The sequence below is a fragment of the Clostridium yunnanense genome (assembly GCF_016595795.1).
Lineage (GTDB): Bacteria > Bacillota > Clostridia > Clostridiales > Clostridiaceae > Clostridium_AR > Clostridium_AR yunnanense.
Genome location: NZ_JAENHN010000043.1, coordinates 48,953 through 64,261, shown reverse-complemented (window position 1 = coordinate 64,261; position 15,309 = coordinate 48,953). Strand labels below are relative to the sequence as shown.

Genomic DNA, 15,309 nt, shown 5'->3' with positions numbered 1-15,309 from the left:
TTAGATGTTAAAGGTTTTTATATGTGAAGATAATAAGGAACAATTAATGAATTATAAAAAAATAGTTAGTAATGTACTTCTAATTGAAAACTTTGATATGGAACTAGCACTTGCAACTTCATCTCCAAATGAATTGATTGAATATATAAGTGGAGGAACTATATCAGGAATTTATTTCTTAGATATCGATCTTCATTCAGATATAAATGGTATAGAACTTGCAGAAAAGATAAGGAAAATTGACCCTAGAGGATTTATAATATTTGTAACTACTCATGCTGAGATGAGCTTTTTAACCTTTGTATATAAAGTTGAAGCAATGGACTTTATTATCAAAGATAATTATAAAAATATCAAGGAAAGAATTCATGAGTGTATAAAAAATGCTCATGAAAAATACTCACATAAGGCTGGTATTAATAAAGTGTTTAGTATTAAGTCTGATGATATGATTATAAATATAGATTATAATAATATTCTTTTCTTTGAGACATCCCCTTCTATTCATAAGGTAATCGTTCATTGTGTGGACAGGCAGATTGAGTTTTATGGGAAAATGAAGGAATTGGAAGATAAATTAAAAGATGATAACTTTTATAGATGCCATACTTCTTTTATAGTTAATAAAGCAAAGATTGAGAAGATAGACAAAAAGAATAGGGAAGTTCATATGGTCAGTGGAGAAGTATGTTTAATATCAACCAGAGGATTAAAGGGACTATTATCTGGTGTTTAAATAAAGAAGGGCTGTTGCAGCAATTATTTGGTGCAACAACCCTTCTTTATTTTTAAAACTCACACGGGTTTTGGTGAGAGAATTTAAAAATAATAAGTATTATTACGAAAACTTAAGTTATACTTGTTCGAAAATCGCGGCTTCTGGGGATTTTCAGGCATGCATGACTTAATAGATGAAGTTGGAAGCCTATTTATATGTCAAATCAATATTGACAGGTTATAAAAATAAATATAACATAAGTACATAAGAATATCCTAATATATAAGTGAGTTTATTAAGTTTCTTGAAGATGAAAAAGTTGGAATCTAACTTTAGCTAAAAATATATTAAGTTTAAAATTAGAATATTATAATTAGGAGGAATTAATATGAATAAAGCATCAGAATATCATAAACAAGGATTTACATGTGGAGAAGCTGTTATAAAGGCTTACAATGAGAAAAATAATACTAATATTCCTGTTGGTCTTGGAAGTGGTATGGGAACAGGTTTTACAATAGGAAGTGTTTGTGGAGCTGTTGGAGCAGCTGCTGTTATTATAGGATCTTTAAAAGGCAGAGAAAGTAATACAGAGCAAAATGAGGCGAGAGCTCTTACAAATCAATTAATGAAAGAAGTAAGAGAAAAATATGGAGTAGAGACCTGTAAAGAATTAAAGAAGAATGGTGTTAGCTGCGCTGAAATAATTGAGCATACATTTGAAAGCTTAAATGAAATAGTGAATAAATAGGTTTTTAGATTCCCTGATTTATAGCATAATACTAGTGCTATGAATTGGGGAATTTATCTTTTATTGTAAAAGTAGGCGTAAAGGTCAACTTTCAGAAAACTATATTCATAGATAAATCTAACTATAATAGGAAATTGTTTAAAAACTTATTTCCAAAATGAAAAAAAGTATTATAATATAGTAAAGGGGGCGAGTAAATAATGAGTGGTTATAATGCCTTAAATAATTTAGATATTAGAAGTGTTGAACTACTAAAAATCATACAAAGAAATGGACCTATAACTAAAAGTAAGTTAGAAGATGTGACCAAATTGAAAAAAAGTACCTTGAATCGTGAATTGGAATTTCTATGTGAAAGTATGCTTATAACTGAGATTTTGGCTGAGGAATCAACTGGTGGTAGAAAGCCTTCATTGTTTGAGGTTAATGATAATAGGCATTATGTTATAGGGGTGGACATTTCAAGAACTTATATACAAATAATTGTTACAAATTTGAAGATGGTTATATTAGAGGAAGCAACAATCTTCGGAGATTATTCTGCCGAGGAACAAGAAAAAATAGTAATAGAAAATATTAAAAACTTACTTTCAAAAGCAAATATTTCTGTTTCTAATGTAATTGGAATAGGGATGGGTGTGGTAGTTCAAATCCATGAAAAAGAAGAAGCTAATAAAAATAATGAATTAAAAAAAGCAATAGCAGAAGATTTAGGCTTACCTGTTTTTATAGATAATGGAGCAAATACTGCTTTAATTGGGGAGTATAACTTTGGAGTTGGCAAGGGAAAACACAGTTTATTATATATTCATTGTGGTGTAGGGGTAAGATCTGCGGTAATTTCAAATGTAAATATTGTAAGAACCATAAACAATAGTGAGGATGCATTTGGACATATGACAGTGGAGATTGGTGGTGAACTCTGCACCTGCGGAAATTATGGCTGTGTTGAGAGTTATACTTCTATATCAAGAATCACAGAAAAATTTATAAATGAAGTTAAAAAGGGTAAGATGACCAAGCTTGAAAAGACTATTGAAGAAGTTGATTATATTGATATCTGTAATCTTGCAGACATTGGAGATGAGACGGCAAAGAATATTATAGCTGATGCAGCTATATATTTTGGCACAGGGCTTGCAAATTTTATTAAGATATTGGCTCCTCAAATGATAATACTTAGTGGACCTCTAGTGGAGCATTCAAAACTTTTTTATGAGAGTAGTAAAAGTGTGGCATTGAAAAAGTGCTATTCAGCTAACAGTAATTCTATTGAATTTTGTAGAGGTGGATTTTTTGAAAACAAATCTATAGCTATAGGCGCTGCTTATCTAGCATTTGATGAAACCTTAAAAAATAGTTTGAGGAAGTGAAGTGATGAAATCTAAAGAGCTTCAGCTTTTTCATTTTAGCGGTGGTGGAGCCTTACAATCGTCGTATTGCTCATATTTATGTATTTAATTACGGGTATATAATGCAGTAAATAATTTTAACATGGAGGTATTAGTATGTTGTTAATAGTAATTAAAATACTTCTTATCTCTATATTAGCAGGGATATTTGGTTCGATCCTAGGACTTGGTGGGGGAATTATAATAACCCCAGTACTAACGTTGATGTTTGGAATAGATATAAAGTATGCAATTGGAGCAAGCATTGTTTCAGTAATAGCAACTTCAAGTGGAGCAGCTGTCGCATATGTAAGAGATAAAATTACTAATATAAGGATAGGTATGTTTTTAGAGATAGCTACTACTATAGGTGCAATAACTGGTGCTTTTATTAGCGGATTTGTTGAACCTAAGTATCTATATGTAGTTTTTGGAGTACTTTTGCTTTATTCTACTTTAGCTATGCTCAAAAAGAAAGGACAAGAGTTGCCTGAAGATGTAATTACTCATCCAATGGCTGTAAAATTAAGGCTTAATGGGGAGTATCATGATAAGGCATTAAACAAGGACATAAGCTATAAGGTAGCAGGGGTGTATGGTGGTTTTGGTATGATGTATGTAGCTGGTGTAATTTCAGGACTGCTTGGAATTGGCAGCGGTATATTTAAAGTAATGGCTATGGATTTATTCATGAAGTTACCCTTGAAGGTGTCAAGTGCAACAAGCAATTTTATGATTGGAGTAACTGCAGCCGCAAGTGCTGGGGTATATCTGATTAGAGGAGATATTGATCCTAAGATAGCTGCACCAGTAGCTTTAGGGGTATTGGTTGGAGCTACAATAGGTACAAAAATAATGCAAAACCTAAAAAGTAAGACAATAAGGCTGATATTTATACCTGTCCTTGGGTATGTTTCTATACAAATGATAGTAAAAGGTTTTGGAATGTAGAAGACAAGGAGGTTAATGCTTATAATATGGAAAAGAATTCGAAAGTAGATGAGATGGAAGTTATAATTAGTGGATTTTTAAGATTTGGTGTAGTGCTAAGTGCAATTGTGATATTTGCTGGATTAATGATGTTTTTAATTACTGGTGTAAGCGGATATGCAGAGGGATATTTTCCAACTACCTTAACCGAAATATTTAGTGGGTTACTAGAACTTAAACCATACGCAGTTATTATGGCAGGGATGATAATACTGATTTTAACCCCAGTATTCCGCGTTGCTGTGTCTATCCTTGTTTTTATAAAGGAAAAGGATTATCTATACACAAAGATTACTCTAGTAGTTTTCATTATACTTATAGTGAGTTTCGTGTTTGGTAAAGTTGAATAAGGTCGCTTCAGCGGCTTTTTTTATTTCTATTAATATATTTTTTATTGGTTACGCCATTTGTGTTGATATTATTTAATGATTTAACCGTTTAATAGGTACGGAGAATATAAATTTATTACATTTAGTAAAAAAGAGGATTTGTTACTTTTACTAATTAAATTGCTATATAATTTCATATAATGAACGATGAGTATACTGAAATGTATAAAATTTGATGTATAAATAAAATTCAGCATGAATCAAATTACAAAATGGTTAATTTTTGCATAGTCATTGTAAAAAATGGTATTAAAATGTTTTTTTGGATAAGAAATATGTTATATTTATAGTACAAGCTCGAAGACAAAATAAGTTACTTATGGTTTATGGTACCAAAGTGAAAATAATTATAGTAAAAGAATGATAGTAATGAATAAGAAAAAGTTATTAATATTAACTAATTTGTTTAAACTCAAGGAAACCAACTGTAATGGTTTCCTTAAACTTGGAAAGACAGGTGGAAAAATTGAGGAAAATTAAGGCACTTGCAAAATATGAAATTATCAATTTAAGACGTGGAAAACTTATTTGGGTTATTGGTGCATTATATCTATTTGGTATTCAACAAATAATAGATAGTATGAAGTTATCAGGCAATACATTTTTATCTGTAGTAGGATTAATTAAAGTTTCTTGGTTACCATTAAATTTCATAATGATTCCGTTGTTATTACTTATTATCACCATTGGACAAAGTTCAAACGAAGTTTTTGAAAGTGTTGATATTTCCCGTAAGGAAATTATAATTAGTAAGATTATAACAGTTGGTATAATTGATGCAGTTTTGCTTTTATGTAATATTGCAGTATTGACTTTTTTTTGTATTATTAGTAGGGCGTCATTAGGTTACATATTATATGAGAGTTTAGGTTATATCGTAAACACAGTTATCTTTTTAATAGTTTGCAGTTCTATTGGGTTATTTATAGGACAAGTTATAAGTAAATATGTTAACAATATAATTGGATATATAGTAGTAATTTTGACCTTTGGATTTTTATGTAATTTTTATAAATTAGAAAATGCAATTTTTCCATTGGTTGATATAAGAACATTTCCAGGTATATTTGATGTAATTAGCTATGACAAAAGTTATCTTTATCATAATGTTTTCTGGTTAGGAATAAGTTTGATTTTAATATTAGTTTCATATATGTGTATTTGCAATAGAAAGAATGAACGTGGACATATAAGATTACAAATTGGAAGTGTAATTATAGTTAGTATACTTTGTGCCTATTTAGGGGTTAGCATAAACGCTATGAAGCCTAATATGTACGATATAACAAATAGACAAGATTCTGAATATGTAGAGGCTAATAACAATAGTAGAGAAGTAACGTACTTTAGTAAAAATGACTGTGGTTATTACATTGATAAATATAATATGAATATTGATATAAATAATAATATAAAAAATAGTTGTGAAATGGAAATTAAGGTTAGAAATAAGAGTATAAGTTCCGTAGAAATAGGGTTATATAAATCATTAAAAATATCTAAGTTGGAGTTGGATGGTAAAAGTTTAGAGTTTGAAAGAACTAATAATAGTTTTATCGTTAAACTATCAAAGGAATATAGAAGTGGTGAAACTTTGAATATGAAGATATCATATGAAGGAGAGATAAATACACATTGGCTCAATGGAGAAAACTTGTTTTTTGCAAGGAATAATTCATTATTTTTAGCAGATGTTCTAGAATGGTATCCAAAATTAAATGACGATGAAACAAAAGATTATAAAGTTAATATAAAATATGCAAGTAAAAACAAAATTTATACAAATTTAGACCAAGAAAGTAATCAAGATGGAGTTGCTTTTACTGGAAAAGATAGGGACATATTTTTAATAAGTGGCAATATAAAAGATAGAAAATATAAAGATTACTTAGTTATTGGCAATGAAGAGTATATTAAAAGTGATAAAAAGTGTGATGAATTAATCAATTATTTAAATAGAACAAAGGATCCTACAAGAAAAATCGTTTTATCTCCGTTTATTCCTGGATTAACAAAAATGGACAAACCGTATGAAGGCGCATTTGTACATGCGTCACGCTATTAAAAGAGGTGATAAGGATGATACGCCTAACAGTAAGTAATTTAAGTCATAAATATGGTAATGTAGAAGCTTTAAAGAATATTTCGTTTGAAGTTGGAGAAGGGTTAGTTGGAGTATTAGGACCTAATGGAGCAGGAAAAAGTACCGCAATGAAACTTATAACAACACTCTTTGAAATTCAGGAAGGTAATATCTTTTTGAATGATTTAGATTATAAAAAAGATCTAAAAGACGTAAGAAAATCTATGGGATATCTTCCGCAAGATTTTTCTGCTTATGGAAATTTGACGGGGAGAGAGTTTCTTGAGGTAGTAGCTAGCCTGAAACTCGATTGGGATAAAAATAAAATTAAAAGCCATGTTGATGAGATTATTGAAAAATTAGATATGAAGGGATATGTAGATAGAAGATTTAAGCAATATTCTGGAGGGATGAAGCAAAAACTAGGCTTTGCTCAAGTGTTAATCGGCAATCCAAAGCTGATTGTAGTAGATGAACCTACAGTTGGACTTGATCCTGAACAAAGAAATGTAATAAGAGAGCTATTCCCTGTAATAAGTAAAAATAGAATAGTCTTGGTGACGACACATATAGTTGAAGACATAGAATTCTATTGTAATTATCTAATTGTTATAAAAGCTGGAAATGTTATATATAAGGGAACAAAAGAACAGTTTATAAGTGAAGTAGAAGAAATAGCATGGGAAGCCGATATGGATTCGAATAATCTATCTAAAGTTATGGAAAAGGGAAAAATTATAAGAACAATACATCAAGGCGACAAGTATCATATTAAGTATATTAGTCAAGAACCACTAACAGATAACTCAGTTAAGGCAAGTATAAGTTTACAAGACGCATATATCATTCATAGTAGTATTAATGAAAGATAGTGGACTATAAATATGATTAAATTTTATTTGAAAATCCAAAATAATATGCTTGTCACAAATTTGTTGTATATAATAGTTTCAATTATTCTTATGACTAATGTAATCATAAGAATAATCCCACAAAGATTTATTAAAGTTTCGAAAGCTATTAGTGAAGCTCCAATTAGTAATAAGGTTCCAAGTGAGTTGTATATGTATTGCGATGTATATCTACTAATCTTATTTATAATACTTATATTTTTTACTTTAGGCATAGATTTTAATAATAGCATGGAGGATATAGCTTTAGCTGTTGGTGGTAGTAAAACAAATAAGCTTATGGTAAGAAAACTAATTTCTATTTTAACAGTTTATTTATGTTTATATATAATTTCATTTTTAAATATTTATTTTTTATATAAGAAACTACTCCCAAGTAATACTATATTGTTGCCTGTTCAGGAAGTGTTATTATATTCGTTTGTAACTAATATGTTTATAATTTCTTTAAGTCTTTTTATTTTATTTGTATCAAAAGACATAGCTATAAGTACATCGTTAATCACTGCATATTACTTAATAGAAGAAGCCTTATGGAGATGTAAAATCACTCAAACAAATGGAATACTGGGACATATTTATCAATATTATGATTATGGAAAAGGTGGACTTTTAAAAGTAAAGATGATATATATGGGGATTTCTATAATATTACTACTGTTGACATATAAAATTTCTCAAAGAAAAACTAATTATAGTATATTTAGTAGACTACGAAGATTAAGTTAACTTAGAAAATAGAATAAATCTTTTTTATTTTAAAATCGAATCGGTAGGTTTTCCTATAAACAGCGCATAAGCTAGCAGTATAAGCACAAATTCTTAAGAACTTAAGAAGTTAAGATTTTTACTTTTTAACTTTAAAAAACTTCTAGCATGAATTATACCATAAACACAGCAGAGGTTACATTAACTTATAATTTTTTTTGTGTAAGTATAATTATAATGTAGCTATATGGATTTAAGTTAAAAGACATTATAGTGTATAATTAATGTAGAAATAATTTTCCTGAAAGGTGATTAAGATGAGTAAAAACATAGATGCAAGAGGAAAAAACTGTCCTATGCCTGTAATGATGGCAAAGAAAGAAATTGAGCAAGGTGGAAAGTTCTTTACAGTTCAAGTTGATAATAAAATAGCGGTAGAAAACCTTAGAAAGTTTGCGAACAGCCAAGGTTTTGAAGTTAGTGTTGAAGAAGCTAATGGTGATTTTAATGTAAAGTTTTCTAATGGCTGTGAGGAATGCGAAGAGATAATTGCAAAAGTAGAAAACAGAAAACCTCTTGGAGATTGGTGTGTATTTGTAAATAAAAGCACAATCGGAATAGGAAATGAAGATCTTGGTCAATCTTTAATGAAGATGTTTTTCTACACAGTATCAGAGTCAGAGGATTATCCAAAGGCAATATTATTTATGAATGATGGAGTAAAGGTTCCAACTTTAAATGATCAAGCAGCAGAGCATTTAAAGAAACTAGAAGAGGCAGGAGTTGAACTTTTAATTTGTGGAGCTTGCCTAGATTTCTATGGACTTAAAGAAAAAGTTTCTGTAGGACAGGTAAGCAATATGTATGCAATTGTTGAAGTTATGAAGTCAGCTGGAAAGGTGATAACATTATAACTTTGTAATTTAATAAGATGGTTTTAATGAGTAGTGGTACAGCAATATAAGCTTTCACTGCTCATATTTTTACCTTTGAATGAGGGAAGGGATGGTATGACATGGAGTGTCCGTATTGTCATGAAGAGGCCAAAAAGGGGTTTATATATCCCCATGGTGGTGCACTAAAATGGATTGATGAATCAAAGGATAAGGGAGTATTTTTTAATGCCTTTGCTAGCGGTGTAGTAATAAGAAACTACGAAGATTTAAATAGAATAGAAGCGCATTATTGCAAAGCTTGTAAAAAGTTAATTATAGATGTGGTGGAGTAAAAAGTTAAAGGTATGCAAAATTAAGCATACCTTTTATTATTATCTCTTAATACTTCTAATAGTGTTAATAAGTTGTTATTTATGATATCTAGCAAAACAAGGCTGAATTTGACAGTCTTATTTTATAATAATTGAGTAATCCTTTTTATCAGTTACATGACCTATAATTCTAGCCCATGGGGTATAGAATTCAATTCTAGACAAGTATTCCTTAGCATCTTTCTCTGGCATAGAAAGCAATAGTCCTCCAGAAGTTTGAGGATCAAGCAGCACATCATTCATTTTCTGAGAAATAGTGCTTTCAGTTTTAAATATATCTTTTAAGTAATCCTGGTTGTTGTACATTCCTTCTTAGATATGAAGTGGTACATTCATAAAATTAATTCTACTTATTCTTTTTTGACGTTAACCCCTTGATGATAAAGAATGGCAATAATACAATTCCAACCTTTGATGCAATTGTCAAACCTATGAAAAAAATTAGGGCCATCAAAGCTAGTATGATTTTAATTAAGTCTTTAATAAAAGTGATTTTATTAACTGGATTGCGTGTTTTGTTAGCTTTGGAGGTGTTTTTCATGTCTGTTTTATGTATCTCAGAATTTATAGCCTCAAGCTTATCTTTAAGTACCTGATTTGATGGGTCTTTTTCTAGCTCCATAGTGAGCTTTTTCCTAAGCTTTACTTGTAACTGAGCATATAATAACTTGGCTTCATTGTTAGAGTGGTCTAGCTTTAAGGACTTTAAAACCCAAGCCTTCGCTTTGAATAAATCACCTAGTTTAAAATAGTTATTTGCAATAAAAAGAAATATTTCGTTTTTTTCAGGTGTTTTAGAATAAATATGTTTATAATCTTCAAGAGCTGCTTCTATTTGTTTTGCCTCATAATAAGCAGTGGCGCGGTATAATATTGAATTATAATCCTCGGGGTTAAGGCTTAGTGCTTTATTAAATGAAGCTATAGCTCCCTCTAGATTTCCGGAGCGCAGATTCATTTCACCTTCTAAGCGAAATAAATCAGGATCTTCCGTATAAATATTTTTTGCAGCTTCTATATATTCCTTTGCATCAGAAAAATTATCTTCTAAAAGGCTAGTTTGCGCTATTTCTCTTAATTGAAGAAATTGTTCATAATCAACATCTTTAAAGGCTTCTGAAAAAAAGTAATTTAAAGGGTTTGGACTACTTATTTGCCTTTCAATATATGAGATAAAGTCATCATGATATGGTTGGTAAGTTGTATTTTTTTCACTACACCAATTAAAATTGTTTTCTAAAAGTATCCAAATATCTTGAGGAAGATGATGGTGCTCAGAAAGAAAATTAATGGTCAGTCTACTTATAGTTCTTTTGTTAGCGATAATCCAAAAAATATCATTGCTCAGAAGATTCTTCCAATTATCAATATTAATCCTTGAAAAAAAGTCATTATACAAACTCTCAATTTGTTCTATAAATTTAGCATTTTGTTCCTCAATACTTGGTACACTTGAAGCCTGTGAGTTGATTAGCTCCAGATGAGTGGGTGAGTAGTTTTCCTCCAAAGATATAGGTGATTCTCTTATATTAAAAGATTCACTTTCTTCCTTCTTAATTAATCTCTTTGCATATTTAAGAGCAGTATCGTAGGCTTCACGCAATTTTTGATAACCTGTAGGATCATCTTCTGGATGGTGAATTTTAAGTTTTTTAGCATATGCTTTCTTTATAACTGAGGTATCTTCAGTAGGATCGATATCTAAAATGCTCCAAGGCTCCATAAAAATCTAAAACCGCCTTTCAATTTCATCAAGTATATTTTTTAGTTTTTCTGCTGCTATCTTAACTTCCTTATGGTTCTGTTTGAATAACACACTTTCAAAATTAGCAAGAACTGAGGAAATATACTCACGGATTTCTCCTAGGGACTCTTCATAGATACGTTCACCTCTTGCTAGTAAAAGCTTATTCTCTGCTCTGTCACGGGGATGGATTTTTATATCCTTTAGCTTTTTAAAGCTTTCTTCTATTTCCTTTTTAGTCATACTGCCAGGAGATTTTTCTATAATCATTCTATTTTTTACACCGGTTTTAAGTACTACAACTTCTACCTCTAAAATTCCATTAATATCATAGGTATATCGTACATCTATCATTTGTTCTCCAGCAGGAGATGGAGGGACCTTGATGTTTAACTCTCCAATTTTGATATTGTGTTCAACCCTTCTACTTTCTCCTTGATATATTTGAAGGCTAATTGATGTTTGATTATCAGCTATAGTTTGAAGAATTTCAGCTCTGCTTACAGGGATTGGAGTGTTTCTTTCGATTATAGGCAAAAAATAACCTGATTCATGTCTGCCGTTGCCCATACTTTTTGCTACGTTTGTCCCAAGAGAATATGGACATACATCAGTAAGAATAACTTCACTTAAAGACTCATTTCTTTCTTTTAAGGCAACCTGTATAGCTGCGCCTAAGGCAACTGCTTCATCTGGGTTTATATTTGAATAGGGTAGTTTACTAAACATTTTTGAAACTACCGATTTTACAACAGGCATTCTAGTTGCTCCTCCAATAAGGATAACTGCTTCTATCTCTTTTGGTGTTAGAGCTGCATCCCTTAAGGCTCTTTCTATTGGATGACGTAGCCTAAGTAGCAGTGGAGTAACTAGTTTTTCAAATTCTACACGATCAATTGTAGTTTCATAGTTTTTATTATTTATGGTAATACTCATTTTTCCTACATGCTCATGAGTAAGCTGATACTTGCAGTTTTCCGCTTGCTTACTTATTATTGAGCGAAGCTTAAGGTCAAGATTTTCTATATCAATATCACAGCTTTTAACGAAATAGGATATTAAAAGTTCCGTAAAGTCTTCCCCACCTAGAAAGTTGTCTCCAGCAATTGATTTTACCTCCATAACATTTTCAAACATTTCAAGAATAGAAACGTCAAAGGTGCCTCCTCCAAGGTCAAATACAAGGAATTTGGCTTCTGCATCCTCTAGGTGAAGGCCGTAGGAGATTGCTGCAGCAGTTGGTTCACTGATTAGTCTTTCAACATTTAATCCAGCGAACTCAGCAGCTCTTTTAGTTGCTTTTCTTTGGGCATCATTAAAATAAGCTGGCACACTAATTACTGCATCAGTAACCTCGCAGCCAAAAAAAGCTTCTGCATCAGCCTTTAAGGATTTAATTACAAAGGCAGAAAGTTCCTCTGGTGTAAAGGTGTATTTTCCTAAATTATATATCTTTTCTGTTCCCATAAATCTTTTGAAGTTAGAAGCAGTAGAAGTTGGATGGGTTATTATACGTTCCTTAGCTATTTGACCAACATATACTTCTCCATTGTCATCAACACTTACAACTGAAGGCGTAAGGTTTAAGCCAAGACTGTTTGGAATTAATTTTGCACGGCCATCTTCCCAATATGCTGCTAAACTGTTTGTTGTACCTAAATCTATACCAAATGATTTCAATTTTAAAACCCCTTTTTCATGATTTAAATTACATCTCGCTTATACTAAAATAATAATTAATGCTTTAAAATCTCTTGAATTAATAAAGCTAAAAAATTGGCTAATTATTATAATAATTATTATAACTGATACTGTTTTGTAAAACAATTTATACATTAAAGTAAAAAAATAACATAAATTAATGTGGTATAAATTTGTTGTGTGATATAATATTTTTGAATATTTAGTTTAAATTTCAAAAGTTATTAAGGGAGACTAATAAATGGTTGAGTTTATGAAAGAAACTAGAGATATCTTTAACAAGGAAAGAAGAAAAATATCTTTTATATTTGATGATTATAATATTTTTTTAAAGCCAAAATGGATGATTAATTTAAATGACAATAGATATGAAGTTATATATAAGGAACAAGGAATATTGAAGAGAGAAGGTAAGATAGTTTTAGCTAGTTTGGTACAAGCTAATCAACTTTTATTTAAGCTAGGAATTGATAATAGTCCAGCTGCAATGGTTTATTCAGAAGACTTATATTTTGAGGAAAATCCAGATAAGTTAAAGGAAATTGCAGCCAAACTTTTCAAAATAAAAGGTGATAAATGTGAAGATGAAGAGCTCCAAAGGTTTTCTGATATTTTAGATGATGAAATGGTAACACTTTTTAATGTTAAGGTACCAGAAAAGATTACCTTTGGAAAGGAAGTGTATTTTACAACCTTTGTGTTGCATAGGGAGCATCTACCGAATAGATATATTGATTTTCAAGTATTTCCCGCACTTGTATATCCAGAAAAAACTGATGCTACTGTTTTACTTCCAAGTAGATACTGGGCCAGTGAATGGAATAAGAAAAAAAATAAAGCAAAGCTTCTATCTAACAAAGAATTAACAAGGTTATTCGATAAAGATTTAGAGAAATATGTTGAAACTATAGATAAACAAATCTTATTAACTATAGACAAGGGAATAAAAGCATCACTTAATAGAGATGGATGGATGAATAAAGTTAAGTTTTACCAGTATCAAAAGACAACTGCACTTATTAATTGCGGAAGATATGAGGAGGCTAGATTAATACTTGAAGAACTTCTCTCAAATATTGATATCAGCAAAGCTCAGGAAAAAGGAAATACTTTCTATATTATTATTTTAAGCAATCTAGTTAGTGTATTTATAGAGCAAGGCAAATTTGAAGAGGCAAGAAGTAATATTGAAATTATTGAAAAAGCTTTGTTAAAACATCAGGAGGGAAAAACAGAAAAATCCTTATATTTAGTTTTACAATTTAGAAGGGTAGAACTAGATATACTTGATGGAGATCTTGAGAGGGGAATACAGAACCTAAGAAATCTTCTTAAAGAAGAAAATAATAATACTTTTAATGCTAATTTATATGTATATTCTGGAATTTATCATTATAAGAAAAATGAAAAAGCTGAAGCGCTGCAATATTTTAATCAAGCAGCGAAAATTGCTAAGATTCCAAATGTAATAAAAAAGATAGAACGGTATATTGAGAAAATAAATAATGAACAACTTGAATAACATATAAAGATGAACTACTTCAATCCGAAATCTATTTTCAAAACTCCTCTGGGTTCTGAGAGGAGAATTTGAAAATATAAACTCTAATATGAAGTGGTTCATCTATAGATAAACCAGTTCCAAATAGAATTTATATTTGATAATCATATTACATTAATAGTTAATAGAAGTATCTCTTAGTTTTATTAGATAGAACTGGATTATCTATATTAAAAGAATCTGTTATAAAAATATTGTAAATTGAAAAAGTGACTTTCGTTTGACTTAGAAAGGGGAAGTTACTTTTTTAATTTACATTTCATTTGGAACTGGCTTATTAAAGATATGGTAAAAATCACTTTTAAGTAAGTATGTGGAATATATGTTATAATATTTCTATGGTTGTATATATACTAAAAATACGATACATACAGCAATATAAGATATTATTCATGAGGAAGTGATATAAGTGAAGAGGGTCAATGTTGTATACGCTTTATTATATAATGAGGATACTGAACAAGTGTTACTGGTATGTAATAGAGACAATCATGATTCCTGGTCTATGCCAGGAGGTGCAGTAGAAGAAAATGAAACTTTAGAACAAGCAGTGATAAGAGAAGTTAAAGAAGAAACAGGTCTTTTAGTTAAAATTCAGGATATAGTTGCTATTAATGAGTGTTTTTTTCAAGAAAATAATGAACATGCAATATTTATAACTTTTAGAACTGAAATTATTGGAGGGGCAATTAATATTGAAAATCCAGATGAAATTTCTGAGATTAAGTGGGTAGATATTTCCACAGCAAACAAGTTGATGCCATACCATAAGGACGGGATTAATAAACTAATTCACAATTCAGCTACTTATTGTTTTCAAGTATAATTATAGCAACCTTTGCTTGTGGTGAGATTAATTCAAAGCTTTCTCATAAGCAGAATTAAGTGAAGTAGAAAACTTTCAATTTTGTTTTAAGTTATAAAGTAAGCAGAAGATTGTGTTAAAACTTCTGCTTACTTTATTGTTATAGATGAACCACTTCGTAATAAAACTTATTATTTTTAAATTCTCTCACCAAAACCCGTGAGAGTTTTAAAAATAGATTTCGGATCGAAGTGGTTCATCTTTAAATACATGCTATTTGATGTGATAAC

14 protein-coding genes and 1 pseudogene are annotated in these 15,309 nt (G+C 30.2%); 12 read left to right on the top strand and 3 right to left on the bottom strand.

Annotation, left to right across the window (positions count from 1 at the left end; translation table 11 throughout):
• Positions 1 to 4 precede the first annotated feature (4 nt).
• From JHL18_RS15335 to JHL18_RS15290, 10 genes are all read left to right on the top strand, one after another.
• Positions 5 to 736, top strand: coding sequence for a LytR/AlgR family response regulator transcription factor (locus JHL18_RS15335; protein ID WP_200270728.1), 732 nt, complete (start codon positions 5 to 7; stop codon positions 734 to 736).
• Positions 737 to 1,106: 370 nt separating this feature from the next.
• Positions 1,107 to 1,469 carry a C-GCAxxG-C-C family (seleno)protein gene (locus tag JHL18_RS15330; RefSeq protein WP_200270726.1) on the top strand — a complete coding sequence of 121 codons (363 nt, stop codon included), beginning with the start codon at positions 1,107 to 1,109 and terminating at the stop codon, positions 1,467 to 1,469.
• Positions 1,470 to 1,669: 200 nt separating this feature from the next.
• Positions 1,670 to 2,842, top strand: coding sequence for an ROK family protein (locus JHL18_RS15325; RefSeq protein ID WP_200270724.1), 1,173 nt, complete (start codon positions 1,670 to 1,672; stop codon positions 2,840 to 2,842).
• 135 nt (positions 2,843 to 2,977) lie between these two features.
• A complete protein-coding gene (locus JHL18_RS15320) occupies positions 2,978 to 3,811 on the top strand; it encodes a sulfite exporter TauE/SafE family protein (RefSeq protein WP_200270722.1) in 834 nt (277 codons plus the stop codon).
• Between the two features lie 26 nt (positions 3,812 to 3,837).
• Positions 3,838 to 4,200, top strand: coding sequence for a DUF1634 domain-containing protein (locus tag JHL18_RS15315; protein ID WP_200270720.1), 363 nt, complete (start codon positions 3,838 to 3,840; stop codon positions 4,198 to 4,200).
• Between the two features lie 505 nt (positions 4,201 to 4,705).
• On the top strand, positions 4,706 to 6,304 hold the full coding sequence (locus JHL18_RS15310) for a hypothetical protein (protein ID WP_200270718.1): 1,599 nt from the start codon (positions 4,706 to 4,708) through the stop codon (positions 6,302 to 6,304).
• 14 nt (positions 6,305 to 6,318) lie between these two features.
• Entirely contained in the window at positions 6,319 to 7,194 is an 876-nt protein-coding gene (locus tag JHL18_RS15305; RefSeq protein WP_200270716.1) for an ABC transporter ATP-binding protein, read from the top strand.
• A 27-nt stretch (positions 7,195 to 7,221) separates the two neighbouring features.
• Positions 7,222 to 7,962, top strand: coding sequence for a hypothetical protein (locus tag JHL18_RS15300; protein WP_207753033.1), 741 nt, complete (start codon positions 7,222 to 7,224; stop codon positions 7,960 to 7,962).
• A 296-nt stretch (positions 7,963 to 8,258) separates the two neighbouring features.
• The gene (yedF, locus tag JHL18_RS15295; protein ID WP_200270712.1) at positions 8,259 to 8,855 is read left to right on the top strand and encodes a sulfurtransferase-like selenium metabolism protein YedF; all 597 of its coding nucleotides are present in this window, start codon (positions 8,259 to 8,261) and stop codon (positions 8,853 to 8,855) included.
• 101 nt (positions 8,856 to 8,956) lie between these two features.
• Positions 8,957 to 9,169 (top strand): PF20097 family protein, encoded by a 213-nt coding sequence (locus JHL18_RS15290; protein WP_200270710.1) that lies wholly within the window; start codon positions 8,957 to 8,959, stop codon positions 9,167 to 9,169.
• A gap of 117 nt (positions 9,170 to 9,286) precedes the next feature.
• Here JHL18_RS15290 and JHL18_RS15285 read toward each other — a convergent pair.
• The 3 genes and pseudogenes from JHL18_RS15285 to JHL18_RS15275 form a co-directional block, all read right to left on the bottom strand.
• Positions 9,287 to 9,520: pseudogene (locus JHL18_RS15285) on the bottom strand (selenide, water dikinase SelD); the annotation flags it as partial.
• Positions 9,521 to 9,554: 34 nt separating this feature from the next.
• The gene (locus JHL18_RS15280) at positions 9,555 to 10,931 is read right to left on the bottom strand and encodes a J domain-containing protein (RefSeq protein ID WP_200270706.1); all 1,377 of its coding nucleotides are present in this window, start codon (positions 10,929 to 10,931) and stop codon (positions 9,555 to 9,557) included.
• A 6-nt stretch (positions 10,932 to 10,937) separates the two neighbouring features.
• Positions 10,938 to 12,632: a molecular chaperone HscC gene (locus JHL18_RS15275; protein WP_200270704.1), complete on the bottom strand. Its 1,695-nt coding sequence runs from the start codon at positions 12,630 to 12,632 to the stop codon at positions 10,938 to 10,940.
• Between the two features lie 262 nt (positions 12,633 to 12,894).
• Here JHL18_RS15275 and JHL18_RS15270 point away from each other — a divergent pair, with 262 nt between their 5' ends.
• Together JHL18_RS15270 and JHL18_RS15265 are read left to right on the top strand one after the other, a co-directional pair.
• Positions 12,895 to 14,175 (top strand): hypothetical protein, encoded by a 1,281-nt coding sequence (locus tag JHL18_RS15270; RefSeq protein WP_200270702.1) that lies wholly within the window; start codon positions 12,895 to 12,897, stop codon positions 14,173 to 14,175.
• A gap of 448 nt (positions 14,176 to 14,623) precedes the next feature.
• Positions 14,624 to 15,040, top strand: a complete 417-nt coding sequence (locus tag JHL18_RS15265; RefSeq protein ID WP_200270700.1) for an NUDIX domain-containing protein — start codon at positions 14,624 to 14,626, stop codon at positions 15,038 to 15,040.
• The last annotated feature ends 269 nt before the right edge of the window (positions 15,041 to 15,309 follow it).

Bases quoted from the DNA above. Each gene is read 5' to 3' on its own strand.
- JHL18_RS15320 (WP_200270722.1), top strand. From the start codon at position 2,978: ATGTTGTTAATAGTAATTAAAATACTTCTTATCTCTATATTAGCAGGG.
- JHL18_RS15335 (WP_200270728.1), top strand. From the start codon at position 5: ATGTTAAAGGTTTTTATATGTGAAGATAATAAGGAACAATTAATGAAT.
- JHL18_RS15325 (WP_200270724.1), top strand. From the start codon at position 1,670: ATGAGTGGTTATAATGCCTTAAATAATTTAGATATTAGAAGTGTTGAA.
- JHL18_RS15270 (WP_200270702.1), top strand. From the start codon at position 12,895: ATGGTTGAGTTTATGAAAGAAACTAGAGATATCTTTAACAAGGAAAGA.
- JHL18_RS15305 (WP_200270716.1), top strand. From the start codon at position 6,319: ATGATACGCCTAACAGTAAGTAATTTAAGTCATAAATATGGTAATGTA.
- JHL18_RS15290 (WP_200270710.1), top strand. From the start codon at position 8,957: ATGGAGTGTCCGTATTGTCATGAAGAGGCCAAAAAGGGGTTTATATAT.
- JHL18_RS15315 (WP_200270720.1), top strand. From the start codon at position 3,838: ATGGAAAAGAATTCGAAAGTAGATGAGATGGAAGTTATAATTAGTGGA.
- JHL18_RS15280 (WP_200270706.1), bottom strand. From the start codon at position 10,931: ATGGAGCCTTGGAGCATTTTAGATATCGATCCTACTGAAGATACCTCA.
- JHL18_RS15330 (WP_200270726.1), top strand. From the start codon at position 1,107: ATGAATAAAGCATCAGAATATCATAAACAAGGATTTACATGTGGAGAA.
- yedF (WP_200270712.1), top strand. From the start codon at position 8,259: ATGAGTAAAAACATAGATGCAAGAGGAAAAAACTGTCCTATGCCTGTA.